Here is a 20,635-nt window from a genome sequence, read left to right on the forward strand (position 1 = left end):
TGATGATTTTCTCAGCTCTTCTCCGTCGTTGCTTCGCGCATGCTTCTTTGCGACGGCAGCCTCACCTGCACTGGTACAATTAGATCATCGACAAGATCGGAGGTTCGCGGCGCGCTGAACAACCAGTATTGGTACGGACTCCTCTTTTGCCGAAACAGGACCACAAGCTTGTTGATGTTTTCTTGATAGCCATACGCGCAAATGAAATTATGCGTAATCGGTTCGCTTTGAAGTTTGACGATCCAATATCCAACCTCCTCCATGTCAGCTACCGCAAAGAGATTTCGGTTTAGCCCGCTGGCGACTAGACTCAACCAAGATAGAAATGAGTCCATTGTGATTCGATAGACTTGAATACGCGGATCGTCGTCCATCTCCCCAATCTGTAAATCGGGCCGTAGTGCATGGGCGAAGATTAGTTTATCGTGCTGAATGGTTTTTTCCCCGTCAGGGAGAAGCGGTCGCAGACTTTCAGGTACAACGAGTTTGCCACCGTTCCAGTCCAGACAACGGCCCGCAAAGGTCAACTCTGGACTGCTGTTGAGGTCTTTGAGGTAGCTGTTGGCAAGTTCAGCTCGCTTCCACGTTACGGCCATCCGGCTGTTGAACAGCGCGACTCCACCTCCGATTAGACCAACAAACGCGCCAACGTAGGCTATTGCTGTGGCAGCGTCGCTGGGCATTGTCCCCTCCAGAATCGCAAAAAGTGATGCACGATAGCGCATCGGCACAATCCAGTGCTCACATGGGTGGGTAATTTTCGTTCGTCTGAATTTTTTAGCATTGGCAGGTTTTGTTCGGAGAAACGATGAACCGGAGATGGTTGCTGCCACCACTTGCCATGCCGATGCCGGAGCGCTCGATAGCCCGCACGGTCATCGTCTTTGTCGTCATCATCGTCTCGATTTTGGAAGCGCTTTGTCCGTTGTTTTCAACTCTGCAATGAAGCGGTCCGCCTCCCTTTGTCGCTCAAGTTTTCGGGCGGCGTTGAATTTGTCATACTGGCGCTCTGCGTGCTTTTTGGCGTCGCTCATCTTGATGTGGCCGCCATGCGCAAGAACTCGACGATTTAAATTCCGAAGCTGATCATCCAACAGCCGCCGGGCGTCGTCCATCACGACCAGTTTGCCGATATCAAGTTGATCCTCGAATATGTCGAGCAAGATGGTGGTGAGTCGATTGAGTTCTTTGATTTCCCCTTCGGCGAGGTAATTCTTCGATACGATAGCCAACCGAGATCACCACATCGAGGTTGTAGAGGGCAGCTGGCCGACCTGTAGTTGTTTGCACTTTTTGCAAAGAAGTCGCTTCGTCCAATTCGCCTTCCTCGAAGATATTGCCGATGTGGCGCGAAACCGTCGAAACGTCCCGGCCGAAGAGTTCCGATATCTGGGATTGCGTCATCCAGAGGGTTTCACCCTCATATCGAATATCGAGTCGAGCACCTTTTTCGGTTCCATAGACCAGGAACCGGTCGCCAGTTCGTTCATCTTCGTGCAGCACCACGGGCTCTTGGTCTTTGTCGGTCATCGAAATTCCTCAACGAATCTACCCAATATACCGCATTTGTTCTTATCTCGGCGCCGGAAGTCCACCTTTTACAAGCGCGGCTCTACCCCCTCTCGTTCCTGCCGCCCAGAGGGCGGCGGATCGTGGGGCAGCGCGTGTCGGGTTATTGTCAGTGCCGCACGTGGGTGCTACACAGCGCGCCGTTGAGGGTGATTGGTAGACGCGCTGGCTTCAGGTGCCAGTGGCTGCAAGGCCGTGAAGGTTCGAGTCCTTTCCTGGGCACCACGAGGCTTCGAACGTTTGTTCGAAGGCAAATTTCCCCGATCGTCGATGCATTTGGCAAACTGATTGATGTCGGCTTTCGTTGCTTGCCGGGCGGCCCGAAACATCCTCTGCCAATGTGCGCGGATTAGTGGCATACGGTTGTCCGGTTTTCTTGCTTATTCACCCATGCGTCAGGAGTGCATCGTTCATGGCTGTGTCCGATATCATGCTGGCGGCGAGGCTCAACGATCAGGCCGAACTCTTCAGGGAAAAGGGACGCTATGACGAGGCCGAGCCGCTCTACAAGCAGGCGCTGGCGATCTTCGCCAAGGCGCGCGGGTTCGATCATCCCTCGGTCGCGCTGGCGCTGACCGATCTTGCCGAATTGTACACCCTCCAGAGCCGCTACGACGAGGCCGAGCCGCTTTACCAGCGGGCGCTGGTGATCTGGAAGAAAGCCGTCGGGCCGCATCACCCGGATATCGTGCAGTCGCTGAACAGCCTGGCCAACCTTTACAGCGTCCAGGGTCGTTACGCGGAGGCCGAGCCGCTCTACAAGCGGGCGATCGCGATATTCGAGAAGTCGCTCGGCGCCAATCATCCCTCGGTCGCATCGGCGCTGGACAATCTGGCCTCGGTCTACAAGGCGGAAGCGCGTTACGCCGAGGCCGAGCCGCTCTATAGAACCGCGCTGGCGATCCGGGAGAAGTCGCTCGGTCCCGATCACCCCGATGTGGCGCGATCGCGCGATAATCTGGCCGGCCTTCCTGGCGCCGGGTAGGGCGCGCGGGCGGTTCTTTTTCAAGCGAGGTGGATAATCTGTTCGCGTGAAGAAAACGCGTCAAATCAGGACATAGAGCCCGCTTCCGATTCTATCAGAAGCGGAAAGGCTCCAGGAGTTTCGGTCCTTGCCGGATCAGCAGCCGAACTCTGAAGGCTCTGATCCGATGCGGCGTCTTTTTACGGGGTTTCTCCCGCCACGCCGGATGAGGGCTGGGGCGGCAGGATTGCGTCCTCGGACGGCAGGTTCCGTGTCTTCCGCAATTCCCACAGCACGATCAGGACCGGCGATAGAAAAACGAGCAGAAGCCCGAAGACCACGATCCCCAGAAGGATCGCCTTCAACGCCGACCAGACGGCCAGCAGAAGGTGCATCAGTACCTTCAGGACGAGGGCCACCTCGCCGTATACCATCGAGAAATATCCGAGCGCGTACATCACCATGCCCGCCAGGATCGACAGGGCCAGCGCCGGCAATAACAGCGCCAGCAGCCGGAAGTTCAGTATGGAAAGCATCTGCTTCTTGAGGTCCGCCTGCATCGCTGCTTTCGCCTCCGGCTGATCCATGACCCGAATAAGTATCGCTGAGAGGCCCGTCATGCAAGAAACCGGACCGGCTTGAGGTTCACGCCGGGGAACTCAGCGAATCACGAGAAGTTCTCTTGAGCTCTTTCAACCACACAAATGGTAAATATTCTTGCTAGCGGACCCGGAAAACGCCGCTTGACCGGCGCACGTCCACTGACAAACCGGTGGTAATGCGCCCTCGTTTGTGAGCCGTTTCAACGATAATTTAGCCGCCAGTCGATTCGACGAAATCAGGACACCATGAAAGACGAGACATTATGACCATCCGCCTGCACCGCGGCGACCTGCCGCATCAGGATCTTGCGCGCTACACCGGTTCGGCGGCGATCGATACCGAGACCATGGGGCTCAAGCCGCACCGCGACCGGCTGTGCGTGGTGCAGATGTCGCCGGGCGACGGTTCGGCCGACGTGATCCAGATCGCGCGCGGGCAGCGTGAGGCGCCGAACCTGATCAAGATTCTCAAGGACCCCGCCATCGTCAAGATCTTCCACTTCGCGCGATTCGACCTCGCCGCGCTGTACAACGCATTCGGCGTGATGCCCCGGCCGGTCTACTGCACCAAGATCGCCTCGCGGCTGATCCGTACCTACACCGACCGGCACGGCCTGAAGGATCTCGTGCGCGAACTGCTCAACATCGACCTGTCGAAGCAGCAGCAATCGAGCGACTGGGGATCGCCGACCCTGAGCGACGCACAACTCGCCTACGCCGCGTCCGATGTGCTGCATCTGCACGCCTTGCGCGACAAGCTCGAAGCCACCCTGGCGCGCGAGGAGCGCTCAGCGCTGGCGCAGGCGTGTTTCGAGTTCCTGCCGTCGCGGGCGATGCTCGATCTGGCCGGCTGGGAAACCGAGGACATCTTCGCGCATTCTTAATTCACGAATAGCGCCCGATGATCGCGGCCTCACGGCCGGCCGTTACGCCTTTCGCCCCCTTTCGGTCACACTCCTCGTTCTCGGTGAGGCCCGTTTTCGGGTCCGAAGCGACCAGGAAGCGCGGGGATGTACCGCCGCACGATGTCCGGGCTGCGAAGCCCCGCATTTCGAGGTAGGATAATCAGAACAGGCCCTCTGGAGCAGCGGTGTACCCGGTTCAAAATCCCATCTACCAAGCCGGAACGCGGACCGGGCTGGAAACCAGGTTCGCCCGTGCGGCCCGCCACAGCCGCATGGTGCGGACCCTGCGGATCGCGGTGCCGGCGGCGGTCGGGCTGGCGATGGCCGGGCTGATCGGCGTTGCGACCTTCAACCCCTTTCGCACGCTGGCGAATCTGCCGCTCGATATGGATAATCTCGTGGTTTCCGGGACCAAGATTACGATGGAATCACCGCGCCTTGCGGGCTTCACCCCGGACAAGCGGCCCTACGAGATGCAGGCCACGACGGCGACGCAGGACGTCGCCGATCCCGACCATGTCGAACTGCACACCTTGCGCGCCAAGGTGCTGATGGAGGACCGCTCGACGGTGACGCTGAATTCCTACACCGGGGTGTTCAACACGAAAACGCAAGTGCTCGACCTGCGCAAGGATATCTTCATGCAGTCTTCGACCGGATACGAGGCGCGGCTGACCCATGCCATCGTCGATATGGGCCGGGGTACCGTTACCTCGGACCAGCCGGTGGATGTCAAACTGCTGAACGGAACGCTGACCGCCGACACCATGCAGGTCACCGAGAAAGGCGACGTGGTGCGTTTCGACAAAAATGTTGTCATGCACCTGGTGATGGATCGTCCTCCCCCGGCAGCCGGCGCGGACGGCGACAAGGAATGAGTTGGGCCGTGCAGAGCTTTCGCTGCTTCCCGCCGGCCTCCCGCATGACCGTCCTGCTGCGCGGAGGACTTCTCGCCGTCGTTTTGATGATGGCGGCCGGCGAAGCGGCCGCGCAAAGCACGGTGCAGGGCGTCCCCAACGCGATGCAGGGCTTTTCGCAAAATCGCGATCAGCCGATCCAGATCGAGGCAGCCAGCCTGGAGATGCGCGACAAGAAAAAGGAGGCGACGTTTTCGGGCAACGTCAAGGTGGTGCAGGGCGACACCACGATGACGTCAAGGACTCTCGTCGTCTATTATCAAAGCAGCGATACGGCCAAAAGCGGCGCGCCGTCGAAGAAAAAACCCGCCACCGCGGCGCCGGCGCCTTCGGGCGCGTCCTCGATCAAGCGGCTGGAGGCGAAGGGCAACGTGGTCGTGACCCAGAAGGATCAGGTCGTCACAGGCGATACCGCCGTGTTCGATACCACGACCAATCTGATCACGATGCAGGGCAAGGTCGTCTTGAGCCAGTGCAAGAATGTGTTGCGGGGGGACCGCCTTCTGGTCGACATGACCACCGGGGTCTCGCGCGTGGAATCCAATAGCGGCAGGGTCCAGGGCCTCTTCATCCAGGGCGATCAGGATTGTGCTTCCCCTGGGCCGGCCATCCCCCTTGCCCCTAAAAAACTCAGGTAAAATCGTGGTGTCCCGCCGCTCGGAGGGCGGTCCTCCGATCCTGACGTTCGCAACAGTGTTCGTTGAATGGGATGCGAATGTGATAGCGTTTTCGAGCGCAGCATGTCCTTCGGACTGCCCTGGGATGAATACTGGTTCGCGTGAGGAAATCGCGCCCCGACAACGCTCCGGAGCCTGGCTTCCGATTCAAATCGAAAGCGAAAATGCCTCGGAATCCGGTTACATGGTGAGACGACGAATCAGACGCGCAGGGGAATGCATGCGAGCAACCGTGAGAGGCTGAACAGGCGCCCATGGTGGATATCTTCAATGTATTCCGCAAACGGCCGCAGAAACGCGGGACGCAGGGGGTCGCGCGTACCCGGACGGACATCACGGCGCTCGGCGACGCCATCGGCGACATGTTGACCCATCCGGTGCGCGACGCGCCGCCGGTCGCGCGCGGGTCTCGCCGCGACGCTCCGCGGGCCCCGCAGCCTGTTCCGCCGTCACGGGTTCCGGCGCGCCCGGCGCCTGAAACCTCCCGGCCGGAAGCGTCCCGGCCGCGCGCGGCCTCCAGCGGGGATGCCGCGCCGCGGATGGCCACGCGTCCTGGCTACCTTGCCGTCCACGGCGTGGAAAAAAGTTTCGGCTCCCGCCAGGTGGTGCGCGGCGTGAGCATCTATGTCCGCCGGGGCGAGGCGGTCGGGCTTCTGGGTCCGAACGGCGCCGGCAAGACCACCGTGTTCTACATGATCACCGGCCTGATCCCGGCGGATCGCGGCGCCATCGAGCTTGACGGCCACGACGTGACCAGGCTGCCGATGTATCAGCGGGCGCGGCTCGGCATCGGCTACCTGCCGCAGGAAGCGTCGATCTTCCGTGGCCTCAGCGTCGAGCAGAACATCCGTGCCGTGCTCGAGGTCGTCGAGCCCAACAAGAAGAAACGCGAAGCCGAACTCGATGGGCTGCTCGAGGAATTCAACATCACGCGCCTGCGCAAATCGCCATCGATCGCGCTGTCAGGCGGCGAGCGGCGGCGCGTGGAGATCGCGCGCGCGCTGGCGACGCGTCCGAATTACATGCTGCTGGACGAACCTTTCGCCGGCATCGACCCGATCGCGGTCGGTGATATCCAGGATCTCGTGCGCCATCTGACCAATCGCGGCATCGGCGTGCTGATCACCGACCACAACGTCCGCGAAACGCTCGGCCTGACCGACCGCGCCTACATCGTCTATGCGGGCGAAATCCTGACCGAGGGCAGCCCCGAGGCGATTGTCAACGATCCCGATGTGCGGCGTCTGTATCTGGGCGAGGAATTCCGGCTGTAGAGCGTTTTCAAGCGAAGCATGTCCTCGGGCTTGACCCGAGGATGGATGACCGGTTCGCATGAAGAAAACGCGTCAAATCAAAATCTGAGAGCCCCGCTTCTGATTTGATCAGAAGCGGAAAGGCTCTGGAGCAGGCGGCAAATGTTTCCGGCCTGGTCCCCGCGGCGGCGTGCGATTCGAATCTTCACCAGGGGCCGCCATCGTCCGGCGCCGGGCCGTCGTTGCGATAGAATCCGCCGGGCGGCGCATGATAGCCGGAATGATAGTCGGGGCGCTCGTCGAGGTCATCGCCATCATCGTCGTCCCGCCAGCGTTCGGCGAAACGCGGCGGGGGCGCGCGATGGCAGTTCCCGTCGTCGTCGCAAATCATCTGCGGGGCCTCGTCCGTGAAGGAGAAGTCCGCGGCGGACGCGGGGAGCGCGAGAAGAAAGCCCGCGGCGACAACCGCTATAAGGCCGGTCTTGAGCATATGACGTTTTCCTCGTGTGCTTCGCGCCGGGCAGCCGGCGGGAGTCCTCCCAGGCTGAACCGCGCCGATGGCCGAATTGGGAGGTTCCCTGGGCATGTCGGCGGCGGCACGATCCCGGTCTCGCCGCATTTTTCGGTTCTCGTCGGCGAAACGGGGAGCCTGAGATGAAGACAGTCATTGCTGTGGTTGCGTCGCTGGCGTTGCTATCGTCGGCGGCAATGGCACAGGAGCGGGCCGGCAGCGCGGCGCTCGGCGCGCTATCGGGCGCGGTGGTGCTGGGTCCGGTCGGCGCGCTCGCCGGCGCGGTGGTCGGCTACACCGCGGGGCCATCGATTGCGCGTTCGTGGGGTCTGCGCCGTTCATCGGCCAGGCAACGGCAATCCTCCAGACGATCGCATCGACAGCGGACAACTGAGAACGGCCGCCGCCGCGCACCGGGCGCGCAGACGGCCCGCCAGCACGCAACTCCGATAGCAACGAGGGCCGCCGAACCGCAGGCGGTTCATCCCAGGCCATCCATGCCCCCGGTGCAAGCTTTGGACTACTAGAGCATGATCCCGAAAAGTGGAAACCGGTTTTCGGAGAAGATCATGCTCAAACAAAAAGGCCAACGACGAGTCTGATTCAACGCAGTTGAAACAGACTCTAACGCAAGTTTTTCGTTACCCCGAGTCCTTGCGGAGGAGCCGGTTGGTTGCCGGAAGCCGGATTCGCTCCGGTCAAGCGTGTACATCCGTGCGCAGAAAAGCTAAGCAAGAATCGGACCGTTTGGATCGATGCTGGCATGGCGCTGACGCAGAAACTCGAATTTCGACAGTCCCAGTCGCTGGTGATGACGCCGCAGCTGATGCAGGCGATCAAGCTGCTGCAGCTGTCGAATCTGGACCTTTCGGCGTATGTCGAGGAGGAACTGGAGCGGAATCCGCTATTGGAGCGCGCCGGCGAAGACCCCGACCCGCCGGTCCCTGAACCGTCGGCCGCAAGCGATGCTGAATATTCAGAAGGTGACGAAGCGGCGTTCGACGACCATGGCGGGGCCGAGCGCACCGGCGCTCAGGACCCTGCGCCCACGCCGGACGAATGGATGAGCCGCGATCTCGGCAGCCGCGCGGAGATCGAGCAGACCTTCGACAGCGGTCTTGAGAATGTTTTTCCGGAAGAACCGGCCGAGGCCGCGGCGCGGGCCGCGCAGGATGCCGCGCCGAGCGCGTTCACGGAATGGGGAGGCGGCGCCTCGAGCGATGACAGCTACAATCTCGAAGCTTTCGTCGCGGCGGAGATAACGCTCGGCGAACATCTCTCCGAACAGCTTGCGGTGGCGCTCACCTCGCCGGCTCAGCGCCTGATCGGACGGTATCTGATCGATCTCGTCGATGAGGCCGGTTACCTGCCGGCCGACCTCGGCGAAGCCGGCGCCAGGCTCGGCGCCAGCGAAAGCGATGTGGCGGCCGCTGTCGCGGTACTGCAGACATTCGATCCGCCCGGCATCTGCGCCCGCAGCCTGAGCGAATGCCTTGCGAACCAGTTGCGCGAGAAGAACCGCTACGATCCGGCGATGCAGGCGCTGGTCGAGCATCTCGAACTGCTGGCGAGGCGCGACTTCGCGGCCCTGCGCAGGATCTGCGGCGTCGATGATGAAGACCTCGCCGAGATGATCGGCGAAATCCGCCGTCTCGATCCCAAGCCGGGCTTGCGATTCGGCACAACGCGCACGCAGTCGGTGGTGCCGGACGTGTATGTGCGTCCCGGCCCGGACGGCGGCTGGCTCGTGGAACTCAACAGCGAGACGCTGCCGCGCGTGCTGGTCAACCACACCTACTATGCCGAACTGTCAAAGACGATCCGCAAGGACGACGACAAAACCTATTTCACGGACTGCCTGCAAAACGCGACCTGGCTGGTCCGCGCGCTCGATCAGCGCGCCCGCACCATTCTCAAGGTGGCGACCGAGATCGTGCGGCAGCAGGACGGTTTTTTCGCGCACGGCGTCGCCCATTTGAGACCGCTCAATCTCAGGACCGTGGCGGATGCGATCCAGATGCATGAGTCCACCGTATCCCGCGTCACCGCCAACAAATACGTGGCGACGAATCGCGGCATTTTCGAACTGAAGTATTTCTTCACGGCCTCGATCGCCGCGGCCGACGGCGGCTCCGCCCACTCGGCGGAGGCGGTCCGGCACCACATCAAGCGGCTGATCGATGCCGAATCGCCGTCGGCGATTCTGTCCGACGACACCATCGTGGAACGGCTGCGTGATGCCGGCATTGACATCGCGCGCCGCACGGTGGCGAAATATCGCGAAGCGCTGCGAATTCCTTCCTCGGTGCAGCGCCGCCGTGAAAAGCAGAATCTGCCCGGCGGCGTGCGGACGGAGACCGGGAATCTGCCGAACCGCTCGCGTGATGCCGCACCGGCTTGATTGCGCACCCCCGACAGCCGATAATCTCGTCCCACTCATGATCGATGAGGCTTGTCATGACACTTCGAATCTCGGGCAAGAGCATCAATGTCGGCGACGCGCTGCGAGGGCGTCTCAACAGCCGGACCGACGAAGTCCTCCGGAAGTATTTCGATGGCCAGTATTCGGGCCACATCACGCTGAGCAAGGACGGTTTCGGCTTCCGCACCGACTGCGCGCTGCATCTGGATTCAGGAGTGACGCTCGAAGCCGAATCGAATGCCGCGGATGCCTATGCCAGCGCCGACCAGGCGCTGTTGCAGATCGAAAAGCGGCTGCGCCGCTACAAAAGCCGTCTCAAGGATCACTCGGCGCGCAAGGCGCGCGCCGCTGCGGAAGCGATCGTCGGGCTCGACGCGCCAAGCTACGTGATCGAGGCGCCGGCCATGGACGGCGAGGGCGAGGTCACCGCTTTCAATCCGGTGATCATCGCCGAAACCATCACTTCGCTGAGACGGCTCTCGGTCAGCGAGGCGGTGATGGAACTCGATTTCACCGGCGCGCCCGTATTGGTGTTTCAGCATGGCTCCAGCGGCCGCGTGAACATGATCTATCGCAGGCCTGATGGAAATGTGGGCTGGATCGACCCGCCGGCCGTCAATGGCTCTGCCTGATCTGCCGCCATTGACGCCTGGAACGGCGATCCATATGGTCCGCGGCCTTCGCGCCCGGTTTTCCACCGGCCCGGACGAAAGTCCGGGATTTGGCATCGGGCGCGCGTTAGACTATAAGGCCGGTCATCCTGGCCGGAGGGCCGCGAACCGCTTACCGTGTGCGTTCGCCCGTATGTGGGCTCACGTTTGTTGCTTTGTCTGACGTGTCTTTCGCAACCTGACGGCAAACCTCACCTCGGAACGTCATATGATGATTACGGATCTGGTCGCACCCGAGGCGATCCTTCCCGCATTGAAAGTCACCAGCAAGAAGCAGGCGCTGCAGGAACTGGCGGCGCGTGCTGCCGAACTCACAGGTCAGAACGACCGCGCGATCTTCGAGGTGCTGCTGCGGCGCGAGAAGCTCGGCACCACCGCGGTCGGCTATGGCGTTGCGATTCCGCATGGCAAGCTGCAGAAGCTTGAAAAGATCTTCGGTCTTTTCGCACGGCTTGAGCGTCCGATCGATTTTGAAGCGATGGACGGGCAACCGGTCGATCTCATCTTTTTGCTGCTCGCTCCCGAAGGCGCCGGCGCGGATCATCTGAAGGCGCTGGCGCGCATCGCACGGCTCTTGCGCGATCAGGACATCGCCAACAAGCTGCGCGCCTCGCGCGACGCGGAGGCGATCTATTCCGTGCTGGCGCTGCCGCCGGCGACCGTTCCCTGAGCCGTTGTTGAGCTGCGGCGGCAAGAGCGGGATGACGGAAAAAGCGTGAAGCGGTTTTCAGCCCGCGTCGTCGTTTCGCGGCGCCGCTTCTGATCGAATCAGTCCCGATCATCGGGCTCACAATTTTCCGAAAGTGGAAAAGTGGAGCCGATCTTCGAACGATTCTTGTTTTCAGAGCCTCGCTTCTGATGAAATCAGAAGCGAGGCTCTGTTGTCCGGCCGCATTCTCCTGCGGCGAACTGGTCATCCATTTCGCCGCAAGATGCTCAGGTTCCGTTAGGAGCGGAAAGGTCGCGTGGTGGGCCCCGCGTGGTAGCTCAGTCCTTCACCACGCGCACGGCGCCGAGCGCGGCGCTGGTGGTATGCGCGGCATAGGCTTTCAGCGCCATGGTGATGCGTCGCGTGCGCGGAGCGGCCGGCTTCCAGGCCTTGTCGCCTTTCGCCTCCATCGCCGCGCGGCGTCGCTCAAGTTCCGCGTCGCTGACATCGAGATGAACCTTCCGGTTCGGAATGTCGAACGCGATGAGATCGCCTTCCTCGACGAGACCGATCGCGCCACCCTCCGCTGCTTCCGGCGAGACGTGGCCGATCGACAGGCCCGATGAGCCGCCGGAGAAGCGGCCGTCGGTAATCAACGCGCACTGCTTGCCCAGCCCCTTCGATTTCAGATAGCTGGTCGGATACAGCATTTCCTGCATGCCCGGACCGCCGCGCGGCCCCTCGTAGCGAATCAGCACCACATCGCCCGGTTTGATCCTGTTGCCCAGGATGGCGTCCACCGCGGCATCCTGACTTTCGAACACGCGCGCGGGGCCTGAGAAGGTCAGAATACTGTCGTCGACGCCGGCTGTCTTCACGATGCAGCCGTCGCGCGCGATGTTGCCGTAGAGCACGGCGAGACCGCCGTCCTTCGAGAAGGCGTGTTCAGCGTCGCGGATGCAGCCTTCGGCGCGATCGGCGTCGAGCTCCTCGAACCGCTTGTCCTGGCTGAATGCGATTTCGGTGCGGACGCCTCCCGGCGCGGCCGTGTAGAAGGTGCGCACGCTCTCGCTTTTCGTTTGCTTGATGTCCCAGCGTTCCAGAGCGTCCTTCAGCGAACTGCTGTGAACCGTCGGCAGGCTGGCGTCGATCAGTCCGGCGCGATCGAGTTCGCCCAGAATGCCCATGATGCCGCCGGCGCGGTGCACGTCTTCCAGATGCACGTCCGGCACGGAAGGCGCGACCTTGCACAGGACCGGCACGCGCCGCGACAGCCGGTCGATATCCGCCATCGTGAACGGCACCTCGCCTTCGTAAGCCGCGGCGAGCAGATGCAGCACCGTGTTGGTGGAGCCGCCCATCGAGATGTCGAGCGTCATCGCGTTCTCGAACGCCTTGAAGCTCGCGACCGAGCGCGGCAGCACGCTTGCGTCGTCCTGCTCATAGTAGCGCCGCGCCATATCGACGATGAGATGTCCGGCCTCCACGAACAGGCCCTTGCGGTCGGCGTGGGTGGCGAGCACCGAGCCGTTGCCGGGCAGGGCAAGTCCGAGCGCCTCGGTCAGACAGTTCATCGAATTGGCGGTGAACATGCCCGAGCACGAACCGCAGGTCGGGCAGGCCGAGCGTTCCAGCGCCTCTACATCGGCATCGCTCACGCTGTCGTCGGCGGCGGCGACCATGGCGTCGATCAGGTCGACGGACCTGACCTTGCCGTTGAGCGTGACCTTGCCCGATTCCATCGGGCCTCCGGAGACGAACACCGAGGGTATGTTGAGGCGCAGCGAAGCCATCAGCATGCCGGGCGTGATCTTGTCGCAATTGGAGATGCAGACCATGGCGTCGGCGCAATGCGCGTTGACCATGTATTCGACGCTGTCGGCGATGACCTCGCGCGAGGGCAGGCTGTAGAGCATGCCGTCATGGCCCATCGCGATGCCGTCATCCACCGCGATGGTATGGAACTCCTTGGCGACGCCGCCGGCCTTCTTGATCTCGCGCGCCACCAACTGGCCGAGATCCTTGAGGTGAACGTGGCCGGGCACGAACTGGGTGAAGGAGTTGACCACCGCGATGATCGGCTTGCCGAAATCCTCGTTCTTCATGCCGGTGGCGCGCCACAGGCCGCGGGCGCCGGCCATGTTGCGGCCGTGGGTGGAGGTGCGGGAGCGATAGGCGGGCATGTTTTTTCCGACCGGTCAGTGGTTTTGGCGGGACCATACCCCCGCCGCCGAAGGCCGCAAACCAAAAAGCGGCTGCGCCCGACGCGCCGCCGCTTCCCTGCTCACGTCTGCCGCGCGGCGGCGTGCCTCTCAATCAATAATTTCGCGCGTATTCTGATCGCAAAACCGGTATCCACTTTTGCGGAATACGCGCTAGCGCATCGGACCCGAAAGTGGGAACCGGTTTCGGGATAAATCCGATGCTCAATCAATTAACTGGAGCGGCGGCGTTGATTCCATTTGACCGGCCGCCGCTCTAGAGTCCATTCAACTGCGTTGAATCAGGCTCGTCGCTTATCTTTTTTGTTTGAGCATGATCTTATCCGAAAACCGGTATCCACTTTTCGGGATCATGCTCTAATGCACGCTGACGGCCTGCAACTCGTTGCTCCAGGCGCTCGCGACCGCGGCCTCGCGCGAATCGGTGAGCATGATCGGGGTGCCGTCGGCGGCGTGCAGCGCGAACAGCATGAGGCCCGGCGCGATTCGCGGAGCCTGCGGAAACAGCTCCGGCACGTCCTCGGAACGCACCTGCTTCACATAGGCGATGTGGCCTTCACCGAGCTGCGCCAGCGATTCGGTGGAGACGCCTTCGGGCCGGATCGTGGAAATCACTTCACTCATGGTCTCGACTCCTTTTACCAGACTAAGCGGTCGAGTCCGCTACTTGTTGCACCCGAAAGCTTTTATGCCGGCTAACCGGGGTTTTATCGGGTTGTGCATTATTCGTGTTCATTGATCGCGATTGTCTTAACGACCCTTTCAGGTTCCGGCCGGGCCAGATCGATGGACAATAACCCGTTTTTCAGGTCCGCGCCCAGCACCAACATCCCCTCCGCCAGCACGAAGGTGCGCTGGAAGTGGCGCGCGGCAATGCCGCGATGGATATATTGCCGGGCTTTATCCTCCTGCTGCCGGCCCCGGATCACAAGCTGATTTTCCTCGATGGTCACATCGAGCTGGTCGCGGGTGAACCCCGCCACCGCCAGTGTGATCCGCAGCCGTTCGGGCTCGCCGCTGTCGCGGTCGCACCGCTCGATGTTGTAGGGAGGATAGCCGTCCGCGCCTTTGACGACGCGGTCGAGCGCCCGCTCGATCTCGTCGAATCCCAGAAGGAACGGACTGGACAACGAAGGAACACGAGACATTACAAAGTCCTCTCGAAGCGACTTTGACGCGCGCGACCAGCAAAATGATTTCGGTTGGGCGTCCGGTCGCGCACCGGGGTTGATGGCGCGTGTTCCATTGGCCGAACCGCCACATTTCGGCGGATCAAGCGCAGGGCCCTTGCGGCGCCCCGCTGGCCGCCTGACGTTTCCAGACGGTCGAATCAAATATGGCATGATTTGCACGCCGTTCAAGGTGTGCGGCGCGGCACCAAAGCCTTGATATCAGAACAGGAACGCCATCTGCGAGCCGCAGGCGCTCAACGAATGCACGCGCCGCATATCGCCACATCCCCGGTCACGACATCCCTGGAAAGGATGGGGCGTGGTGGAGCCAGGCGGGATCGAACCGCCGACCTCTTGCATGCCATGCAAGCGCTCTCCCAGCTGAGCTATGGCCCCAGGATCACGTTCACGGTTCCGGATAAATTCGACCGGAAAACATGGACGTGATCAATTCCATTATCTGAGAGCGAGAGGGGTACGGAAAACCGCACCACACCTTTCCTGATCCCGCTCTCGTCCTCATCCCGCACTCGACCGCTCCATACCTCATCGGACGGCGCGATCCGCAGAGACCCTGAACCACAGTTCAGGGCCGATCTCAAGTCTCCTCGTCGTCTCCGACGTCTCCGATGATGTCGGTGACGTCCTCGTCGCCCTCTTCCTCGTCGGCGATAAAGGTCGAATCATCGTCCTCGTCCTCGTCGAGAGTATCATCGATCTCGATATCGTCCTCCGACTCGGGGACGACGGCCTTCTTGACCTTTCCGGTGTTCTCCTCGGCGTCGGCCTCCTCCAGCGAGACCATTTCTTCGGTCTCGGCGGGCTCCGGCGTCGCATCGGCTCCTGACGCCGCGGCGGCGCGGGCGGCGTCGCTGCGGCCGCGCACCGGCGCCACGACGATCGGCACGACCTCGCCGGTGTAAGGCGAGATCACCGGGTTCTTGTTCAAGTCGTAGAACTTCTTGCCAGTCGTCGGGCAAATGCGCTTGGTTCCGAGCTCGGATTTGGCCACGTGTGGAATCCCGGGAGTTCTTGAAAAACGGAGCTTCACTTGGCTAGTTGCAGCGGCCCTGTCAATAGCGCTTTGAAGACCGGTCCGCGGGCGTGACGCGCCGTCGTCCCTGTGATACCAGCCCGCCACAACGGGGATACGCAGTTTGACACTTTCCGGCCAGACCATGCCGCTTGAGGCACGAAAATGCCAGTCATTGACCGGGCGCGTCAGGGTGCCCGGGGATAAATCGATCTCCCACCGCGCGCTGATTCTGGGCGCGCTGGCGGTCGGCGAAACCCGAATCCTGGGCCTTCTCGAGGGCGAGGACGTACTCAACACCGCGAAGGCGATGCAGGCGCTGGGAGCAAAGGTCGAGCGGCGGACCGATGATCACGGCGGGATCGCCTGGTTGGTGCGCGGCGTCGGCACCGGCGGATTCGCGACGCCGCAAGCGCCGCTCGATTTCGGCAATTCAGGCACGGGGTGCCGCCTGGTGATGGGCGCGGTGGCCGGCTGCCCCATCCGCGCAACCTTCGATGGCGATGGCTCGCTGCGCTCGCGGCCGATGCGCCGGATTCTCGATCCGCTGGAATTGATGGGTGCGCGGGTGATCTCGCAAAGCGACGGCGGCCGCCTGCCGCTGACGCTCGAAGGCGCGCGCGATCCGCTGCCGATCGTGTACCGAACGCCCGTGGCTTCGGCGCAGATCAAATCGGCGGTGCTGCTGGCGGGGTTGTCGGCTCCGGGCGTCACCACCGTCATCGAGCGCGAGGCCAGCCGGGACCATACCGAGCTGATGCTGAAGCATTTTGGCGCGGATATCGTTTCCGTGGCCGAGGGTGCACATGGGCGGAAAATCTCGCTGACCGGGCAGCCCGAGTTGCACGGCGCGGCGGTCACGGTGCCGGCCGATCCGTCATCGGCGGCGTTTCCGATCGTCGCCGCGCTGATCACGGAAGGCTCCGACATCGTGCTGGATGACGTGATGACAAACCCGTTGCGAACCGGCCTGTTCGTCACGCTGCGCGAGATGGGTGCGTCGATCGAGGAAAGCGCAACACGCCTTGATGCCGGCGAGCCGATGGCGCAACTGCGCGTCAAGGCGTCGCGGCTGCGCGGGATCGAGGTGCCGGCGGAGCGCGCGCCCTCCATGATCGACGAGTATCTCGTGCTCGCGGTCGCCGCGGCCTTTGCCGAAGGCACCACCGTGATGCGCGGCCTGCGCGAATTGCGGGTCAAGGAATCCGATCGCCTCGAGGCCGCCGCCGCGATGCTGCGCGCGGGCGGCGTCGCGGTCGAGATCGCCGGCGACGACCTGATCGTCGAGGGCCGCGGCCGCGTGCCCGGCGGCGGTCTCGTCACCACCCACATGGATCATCGCATCGCGATGTCGGCGCTGGTGATGGGCTGCGCCTCGGACGCGCCGGTCAAGGTCGACGACATCGCCTTCATTGCCACGAGCTTCCCCGATTTCGTGCCGATGATGCAGCGGCTGGGAGCAGATTTCGCATGATCATCGCCATCGACGGGCCTGCCGCTTCGGGTAAGGGCACCCTCGGCAAGCGCCTTGCCGCGCACTATCACTTTCGTCATCTGGACACCGGCGTGATCTATCGCGCGGTCGCCAAGGCCTTGCTCGACGCCGGCGCGGATCCGGCGGACGAGACGCGCGCGATCGCAGCCGCGCTTGAGCTCGATCCGGAGAAATTCGGCCATCCGGCTCTCAAGGCCCGCGCGATCGGCGAAGCCGCGTCGGTCGTCTCGACATTTCCCAAGGTGCGCGAGGCGCTTCTGACTTTTCAACGCCAGTTCGCATCCGAGCCGCCGGGCGCGGTGCTCGACGGCCGCGACATCGGAACCGTGATCTGCCCGAACGCCGACGTGAAGATTTTCGTCGAGGCCGATCCTATCGTGCGGGCCCGGCGGCGCACGCTGGAAGCGCGGGCGCGGGGCGAGGAGGTCGATGAGGCGGTGGTTCTGGCGGATATTCTCAAGCGCGACGAGCGGGACCGCAACCGGCCCGTTGCACCGCTGAAGGCGGCCGCGGACGCTCATGTGCTGGATAATTCGAACCTCGATATTGAAGCCGGCCTGAAGGCCGCGATCGCGATCGTCGAGTCGGTGAAGGCCCGTTCCGGCCGCGCGTGACCGCTCGGCTGGTCCCGGAGGCAGCAATGAATGCGCGTTTCGTGTGGCGTGCGCTGAAAGCACGATGGCGGGATCAGCGCGCCGAGCTTTCGATCATCGGCGGCCATGTCAGACCGGGCGATACCGTGTGCGACGTCGGCGCTCACAAGGGCAGCTATGTCTATTGGCTGTCACGGTGGGTCGGCGGTTCCGGCCGCGTCCTCGCATTCGAACCGCAGCCCTCTCTCGCCGCCTATCTGCGCGAGGTCGCGCCAAGGCACAATGTCATCATCGAGCAGAAGGCGTTGTGGTCGGGCAGCGGCGTACTCGATCTTGCCATCCCCGCGATCGGTTCGCCCGGCGCCTCGCTGGTCGCGTCCGCGCCCGGCGGCGCGCGGCTGCAGGTTCCCGTGGTCGCGCTCGACGATTACCTGCGGCCCGGACAGCGCGTCTCCTTGATCAAGATCGATGCGGAAGGGGCGGAACTGGAGATCTTCCAGGGCGCCCGGCGCACGCTATCCGAAGCGCGGCCCTGGCTCGTGTTCGAATGTGAGGCGAGGCACCTTGCGGAAACCACGGTCGAGGATGTCTTCGGATTGCTCGATCGGCTTGGATATGAAGGGTTTTTCTTCAAGCGAGGTTCGCTGCAGCCTGTATCGGCGTTTGATCCGGCGGTTCACCAGAAGCAGTCGGGTCCGCGATTCTGGGATCGTCCGGACTACTGCAATAACTTCCTGTTCAGGCCGCGCGGTTGAGGCAGGCTTACAAAGGCCTTGTTCGCTTGCGGCTTTGACGGTATATCGCGGCGTCCGGATCATCGTCGAAGTGTCGAGGCTGTCCGAGCGGACCGGCCGGAGTTTCAAGCTCCCGCCGCCATTGGAGGAACGTCCGCTCAGTCTCGATATTGATCGCTCTGCGGTCGATCGCTTGTGAATAGCGCCGGACCACATCATCGTTTCGAACGTGAAAGCTTGCCGCCGGCCCGTCGTTGCATGTTCCGCACGATGGTCGTCAGGGCTGCGGACCCCTGACCCTTCCCGCGCGAAACGCACATCAACCCGAACTGCCGGTCGCCGCATTGGAGAACACATGGCTTCGACTGATATCCTCAATCCGTCCCGTGACGATTTCGCCGCGATGCTCGATGAGTCCTTCGCGGGCGGCAGCCTGCAGGAAAGCTCCGTCATCAAGGGCAAGGTGGTTGCGATCGAGAAGGACATGGCCGTCATCGACGTCGGCCTCAAGACCGAAGGCCGCGTGGCGTTGCGCGAATTTTCCGGTCCCGGTCGCGAGAGCACGCTGAAGGTCGGCGACGAGGTCGAGGTGTTCCTTGATCGCATCGAGAACGCGCTCGGCGAAGCCGTGCTGTCGCGCGACAAGGCGCGCCGCGAGGAGAGTTGGGGCAAGCTCGAAAAGGCATTCCAGAATAACGAGAAGGTGCACGGCGTCATCTTCAATCAGGTCAAGGGCGGCTTCACCGTCGATCTCGACGGCGCCGTCGCCTTCCTGCCGCGCTCGCAGGTGGACATCCGTCCCATTCGTGACGTCGGTCCGCTGATGAACAACACCCAGCCGTTCCAGATCCTCAAGATGGATCGCCGCCGCGGCAACATCGTCGTCTCCCGCCGCACGGTGCTGGAGGAGACGCGCGCCGAGCAGCGGCAGGAGCTGGTGCAGAACCTCGAAGAGGGTCAGGTGATCGACGGCGTGGTCAAGAACATCACCGACTACGGCGCGTTCGTCGATCTCGGAGGCATCGACGGCCTGCTGCACGTCACCGATATCGCCTGGCGCCGCGTCAACCATCCGACCGAAGTGCTCGCGATCGGCCAGACCGTGAAGGTCAAGATCATCAAGATCAATCACGAGACCCACCGCATCTCGCTCGGCATGAAGCAGTTGCTGGACGATCCGTGGCAGGGCATCGAGGCCAAGTATCCGCTGGGCGCCCGCTTCACCGGCCGCGTCACCAACATCACCGACTACGGCGCCTTCGTGGAGCTGGAGCCGGGCATCGAGGGCCTGATCCACGTCTCGGAAATGTCCTGGACCAAGAAGAACATGCATCCGGGCAAGATCGTCTCGACCTCGCAGGAAGTCGAGGTTCAGGTGCTCGAGGTCGACAGCGTCAAGCGCCGCATCTCGCTCGGCCTCAAGCAGACCATGCGCAATCCCTGGGAGGCGTTCATCGAGAAGCACCCGGTCGGCTCGACCGTGGAGGGCGAGGTCAAGAACAAGACCGAGTTCGGCCTGTTCCTGGGCCTGGAGGGCGATGTCGACGGCATGGTCCACCTCTCCGACCTCGACTGGAAGCAGCCGGGCGAGCAGGTCATCGACAACTTCAAGCGCGGCGACATGGTCAAGGCCGTCGTGCTCGACGTCGATGTCGAGAAGGAACGCATCTCGCTCGGCGTCAAGCAGCTCGAGGGCGACCCGTTCGCCGAACCGGGCGACGTCAAGAAAGGCGCGGTCGTCACCTGCGAGGTGCTCGAGGTCAAGGACGGCGGCATCGAGGTGCAGATTTCCGGCACCGAGTTCCAGACCTTCATCAAGCGTTCCGAACTGGCGAGGGATCGCAACGACCAGCGCACCGAGCGTTTCGCCGTCGGCGAGAAGGTCGATGCCCGCGTCATCCAGTTCGACAAGAAGGCCCGCAAGGTGCAGGTCTCGATCAAGGCGCTCGAAGTGGCCGAGGAGAAGGAAGCCATCGCGCAGTATGGCTCTTCCGACTCGGGAGCAACGCTGGGCGATATCCTCGGCACCGTGCTGAAACAGCGCACCGACAACAAGTAGGCGCGACAATCACGCTAGAGCGGCGGCCGGTCAAATGGAATCAGCGCCGCCGCTCCAGTTAATTGATTGAGCATCGGATTTATCCCGAAACCGGTTCCCACTTTCGGGTCCGATGCTCTAATGCGGACCGGGAACGCTCCCGATCCGCCGGTGGCTCGCGATGAGACCTACCACGCATCAAGGCCCC

22 protein-coding genes and 2 tRNA genes are annotated in these 20,635 nt (G+C 62.5%); 14 read left to right on the forward strand and 10 right to left on the reverse strand.

The window, feature by feature from the left end; genetic code table 11:
- Positions 1–11 precede the first annotated feature (11 nt).
- Genes ACMYR2_RS18500 through ACMYR2_RS18510 form a run of 3 tightly spaced genes read right to left on the reverse strand, consistent with a single transcriptional unit; the run spans position 12 to position 1,530 of the window.
- Positions 12–833, reverse strand: a complete 822-nt coding sequence (locus tag ACMYR2_RS18500) for a hypothetical protein (RefSeq protein WP_416193445.1) — start codon at positions 831–833, stop codon at positions 12–14.
- 60 nt (positions 834–893) lie between these two features.
- On the reverse strand, positions 894–1,232 hold the full coding sequence (gene rhuM / locus ACMYR2_RS18505) for a RhuM family protein (RefSeq protein ID WP_416193446.1): 339 nt from the start codon (positions 1,230–1,232) through the stop codon (positions 894–896).
- Complete coding sequence (locus ACMYR2_RS18510) at positions 1,135–1,530, reverse strand: hypothetical protein (protein WP_416194153.1); 396 nt, start codon at positions 1,528–1,530, stop codon at positions 1,135–1,137. Before ACMYR2_RS18510 ends, rhuM begins: the two co-directional genes overlap by 98 nt.
- A 178-nt stretch (positions 1,531–1,708) precedes the next feature.
- Between ACMYR2_RS18510 and ACMYR2_RS18515 the strand changes: the two genes are divergently transcribed.
- Both ACMYR2_RS18515 and ACMYR2_RS18520 read left to right on the forward strand, forming a co-directional pair.
- Positions 1,709–1,794, forward strand: a tRNA-Leu gene (locus ACMYR2_RS18515).
- Positions 1,795–1,981: 187 nt separating this feature from the next.
- Complete coding sequence (locus ACMYR2_RS18520; RefSeq protein ID WP_416193447.1) at positions 1,982–2,554, forward strand: tetratricopeptide repeat protein; 573 nt, start codon at positions 1,982–1,984, stop codon at positions 2,552–2,554.
- A gap of 179 nt (positions 2,555–2,733) precedes the next feature.
- Here ACMYR2_RS18520 and ACMYR2_RS18525 read toward each other — a convergent pair whose 3' ends face one another.
- The gene (locus ACMYR2_RS18525; RefSeq protein WP_416193448.1) at positions 2,734–3,153 is read right to left on the reverse strand and encodes a hypothetical protein; all 420 of its coding nucleotides are present in this window, start codon (positions 3,151–3,153) and stop codon (positions 2,734–2,736) included.
- Between the two features lie 245 nt (positions 3,154–3,398).
- On the opposite strand from ACMYR2_RS18525, the gene ACMYR2_RS18530 reads away from it, so the two are divergent.
- The 4 genes from ACMYR2_RS18530 to lptB all read left to right on the forward strand — a co-directional run bounded on the left by ACMYR2_RS18530 (position 3,399) and on the right by lptB (position 6,908).
- Positions 3,399–4,019, forward strand: a complete 621-nt coding sequence (locus ACMYR2_RS18530; protein ID WP_347265348.1) for a ribonuclease D — start codon at positions 3,399–3,401, stop codon at positions 4,017–4,019.
- 206 nt (positions 4,020–4,225) lie between these two features.
- Positions 4,226–4,918, forward strand: a complete 693-nt coding sequence (gene lptC, locus ACMYR2_RS18535; RefSeq protein WP_347265347.1) for an LPS export ABC transporter periplasmic protein LptC — start codon at positions 4,226–4,228, stop codon at positions 4,916–4,918.
- Complete coding sequence (locus ACMYR2_RS18540) at positions 4,915–5,595, forward strand: LptA/OstA family protein (RefSeq protein WP_347265346.1); 681 nt, start codon at positions 4,915–4,917, stop codon at positions 5,593–5,595. The genes lptC and ACMYR2_RS18540 overlap by 4 nt, the downstream gene beginning before the upstream one ends.
- 293 nt (positions 5,596–5,888) lie before the next feature.
- Positions 5,889–6,908 carry an LPS export ABC transporter ATP-binding protein gene (gene lptB, locus ACMYR2_RS18545; RefSeq protein WP_416193449.1) on the forward strand — a complete coding sequence of 340 codons (1,020 nt, stop codon included), beginning with the start codon at positions 5,889–5,891 and terminating at the stop codon, positions 6,906–6,908.
- Positions 6,909–7,092: 184 nt separating this feature from the next.
- Here lptB and ACMYR2_RS18550 read toward each other — a convergent pair whose 3' ends face one another.
- The gene (locus ACMYR2_RS18550) at positions 7,093–7,377 is read right to left on the reverse strand and encodes a hypothetical protein (RefSeq protein WP_347264639.1); all 285 of its coding nucleotides are present in this window, start codon (positions 7,375–7,377) and stop codon (positions 7,093–7,095) included.
- Between the two features lie 164 nt (positions 7,378–7,541).
- Here ACMYR2_RS18550 and ACMYR2_RS18555 point away from each other — a divergent pair, with 164 nt between their 5' ends.
- From ACMYR2_RS18555 to ptsN, 4 genes are all read left to right on the forward strand, one after another.
- Entirely contained in the window at positions 7,542–7,925 is a 384-nt protein-coding gene (locus ACMYR2_RS18555; RefSeq protein WP_347264640.1) for a DNA-directed RNA polymerase subunit N, read from the forward strand.
- Between the two features lie 236 nt (positions 7,926–8,161).
- On the forward strand, positions 8,162–9,799 hold the full coding sequence (rpoN, locus tag ACMYR2_RS18560; protein ID WP_347264641.1) for an RNA polymerase factor sigma-54: 1,638 nt from the start codon (positions 8,162–8,164) through the stop codon (positions 9,797–9,799).
- Between the two features lie 56 nt (positions 9,800–9,855).
- A complete protein-coding gene (gene hpf / locus ACMYR2_RS18565; RefSeq protein ID WP_347264642.1) occupies positions 9,856–10,452 on the forward strand; it encodes a ribosome hibernation-promoting factor, HPF/YfiA family in 597 nt (198 codons plus the stop codon).
- A 247-nt stretch (positions 10,453–10,699) separates the two neighbouring features.
- Positions 10,700–11,161: a PTS IIA-like nitrogen regulatory protein PtsN gene (gene ptsN, locus ACMYR2_RS18570; RefSeq protein ID WP_141384261.1), complete on the forward strand. Its 462-nt coding sequence runs from the start codon at positions 10,700–10,702 to the stop codon at positions 11,159–11,161.
- Between the two features lie 317 nt (positions 11,162–11,478).
- On the opposite strand, the gene ilvD is transcribed toward ptsN, so the two are convergent.
- From ilvD to ACMYR2_RS18595, 5 genes are all read right to left on the reverse strand, one after another.
- Entirely contained in the window at positions 11,479–13,323 is a 1,845-nt protein-coding gene (ilvD, locus tag ACMYR2_RS18575) for a dihydroxy-acid dehydratase (protein ID WP_416193450.1), read from the reverse strand.
- Between the two features lie 396 nt (positions 13,324–13,719).
- Positions 13,720–13,986 carry a DUF1150 domain-containing protein gene (locus tag ACMYR2_RS18580; protein ID WP_347264644.1) on the reverse strand — a complete coding sequence of 89 codons (267 nt, stop codon included), beginning with the start codon at positions 13,984–13,986 and terminating at the stop codon, positions 13,720–13,722.
- 98 nt (positions 13,987–14,084) lie between these two features.
- Positions 14,085–14,510, reverse strand: a complete 426-nt coding sequence (locus ACMYR2_RS18585; RefSeq protein ID WP_009796516.1) for an Hsp20 family protein — start codon at positions 14,508–14,510, stop codon at positions 14,085–14,087.
- A gap of 344 nt (positions 14,511–14,854) precedes the next feature.
- Positions 14,855–14,930 (reverse strand) — tRNA-Ala (locus ACMYR2_RS18590).
- Positions 14,931–15,132: 202 nt separating this feature from the next.
- Positions 15,133–15,546, reverse strand: coding sequence for a TIGR02300 family protein (locus ACMYR2_RS18595; RefSeq protein WP_347264645.1), 414 nt, complete (start codon positions 15,544–15,546; stop codon positions 15,133–15,135).
- 166 nt (positions 15,547–15,712) lie between these two features.
- On the opposite strand from ACMYR2_RS18595, the gene aroA reads away from it, so the two are divergent.
- From aroA to rpsA, 4 genes are all read left to right on the forward strand, one after another.
- Positions 15,713–17,041, forward strand: a complete 1,329-nt coding sequence (aroA, locus tag ACMYR2_RS18600; RefSeq protein ID WP_416194136.1) for a 3-phosphoshikimate 1-carboxyvinyltransferase — start codon at positions 15,713–15,715, stop codon at positions 17,039–17,041.
- Complete coding sequence (cmk, locus tag ACMYR2_RS18605) at positions 17,038–17,676, forward strand: (d)CMP kinase (RefSeq protein WP_347264646.1); 639 nt, start codon at positions 17,038–17,040, stop codon at positions 17,674–17,676. The genes aroA and cmk overlap by 4 nt, the downstream gene beginning before the upstream one ends.
- A 26-nt stretch (positions 17,677–17,702) precedes the next feature.
- Positions 17,703–18,410, forward strand: coding sequence for an FkbM family methyltransferase (locus ACMYR2_RS18610; protein WP_347264647.1), 708 nt, complete (start codon positions 17,703–17,705; stop codon positions 18,408–18,410).
- Between the two features lie 334 nt (positions 18,411–18,744).
- Positions 18,745–20,448, forward strand: coding sequence for a 30S ribosomal protein S1 (gene rpsA, locus ACMYR2_RS18615; protein WP_416193451.1), 1,704 nt, complete (start codon positions 18,745–18,747; stop codon positions 20,446–20,448).
- Positions 20,449–20,635: the final 187 nt, after the last annotated feature.

The sequence above is a fragment of the Nitrobacter sp. TKz-YC01 genome (assembly GCF_047824785.1).
In the GTDB taxonomy this organism is placed as follows: domain Bacteria; phylum Pseudomonadota; class Alphaproteobacteria; order Rhizobiales; family Xanthobacteraceae; genus Nitrobacter.

Bases quoted from the DNA above. Each gene is read 5' to 3' on its own strand.
- ACMYR2_RS18510 (WP_416194153.1), bottom strand. From the start codon at position 1,530: ATGACCGACAAAGACCAAGAGCCCGTGGTGCTGCACGAAGATGAACGA.
- ACMYR2_RS18520 (WP_416193447.1), top strand. From the start codon at position 1,982: ATGGCTGTGTCCGATATCATGCTGGCGGCGAGGCTCAACGATCAGGCC.
- ACMYR2_RS18525 (WP_416193448.1), bottom strand. From the start codon at position 3,153: ATGACGGGCCTCTCAGCGATACTTATTCGGGTCATGGATCAGCCGGAG.
- ACMYR2_RS18530 (WP_347265348.1), top strand. From the start codon at position 3,399: ATGACCATCCGCCTGCACCGCGGCGACCTGCCGCATCAGGATCTTGCG.
- ACMYR2_RS18540 (WP_347265346.1), top strand. From the start codon at position 4,915: ATGAGTTGGGCCGTGCAGAGCTTTCGCTGCTTCCCGCCGGCCTCCCGC.
- lptB (WP_416193449.1), top strand. From the start codon at position 5,889: ATGGTGGATATCTTCAATGTATTCCGCAAACGGCCGCAGAAACGCGGG.
- ACMYR2_RS18550 (WP_347264639.1), bottom strand. From the start codon at position 7,377: ATGCTCAAGACCGGCCTTATAGCGGTTGTCGCCGCGGGCTTTCTTCTC.
- ACMYR2_RS18555 (WP_347264640.1), top strand. From the start codon at position 7,542: ATGAAGACAGTCATTGCTGTGGTTGCGTCGCTGGCGTTGCTATCGTCG.
- rpoN (WP_347264641.1), top strand. From the start codon at position 8,162: ATGGCGCTGACGCAGAAACTCGAATTTCGACAGTCCCAGTCGCTGGTG.
- hpf (WP_347264642.1), top strand. From the start codon at position 9,856: ATGACACTTCGAATCTCGGGCAAGAGCATCAATGTCGGCGACGCGCTG.
- ptsN (WP_141384261.1), top strand. From the start codon at position 10,700: ATGATGATTACGGATCTGGTCGCACCCGAGGCGATCCTTCCCGCATTG.
- ilvD (WP_416193450.1), bottom strand. From the start codon at position 13,323: ATGCCCGCCTATCGCTCCCGCACCTCCACCCACGGCCGCAACATGGCC.
- ACMYR2_RS18580 (WP_347264644.1), bottom strand. From the start codon at position 13,986: ATGAGTGAAGTGATTTCCACGATCCGGCCCGAAGGCGTCTCCACCGAA.
- ACMYR2_RS18585 (WP_009796516.1), bottom strand. From the start codon at position 14,510: ATGTCTCGTGTTCCTTCGTTGTCCAGTCCGTTCCTTCTGGGATTCGAC.
- aroA (WP_416194136.1), top strand. From the start codon at position 15,713: ATGCCGCTTGAGGCACGAAAATGCCAGTCATTGACCGGGCGCGTCAGG.
- cmk (WP_347264646.1), top strand. From the start codon at position 17,038: ATGATCATCGCCATCGACGGGCCTGCCGCTTCGGGTAAGGGCACCCTC.
- ACMYR2_RS18610 (WP_347264647.1), top strand. From the start codon at position 17,703: ATGAATGCGCGTTTCGTGTGGCGTGCGCTGAAAGCACGATGGCGGGAT.
- rpsA (WP_416193451.1), top strand. From the start codon at position 18,745: ATGGCTTCGACTGATATCCTCAATCCGTCCCGTGACGATTTCGCCGCG.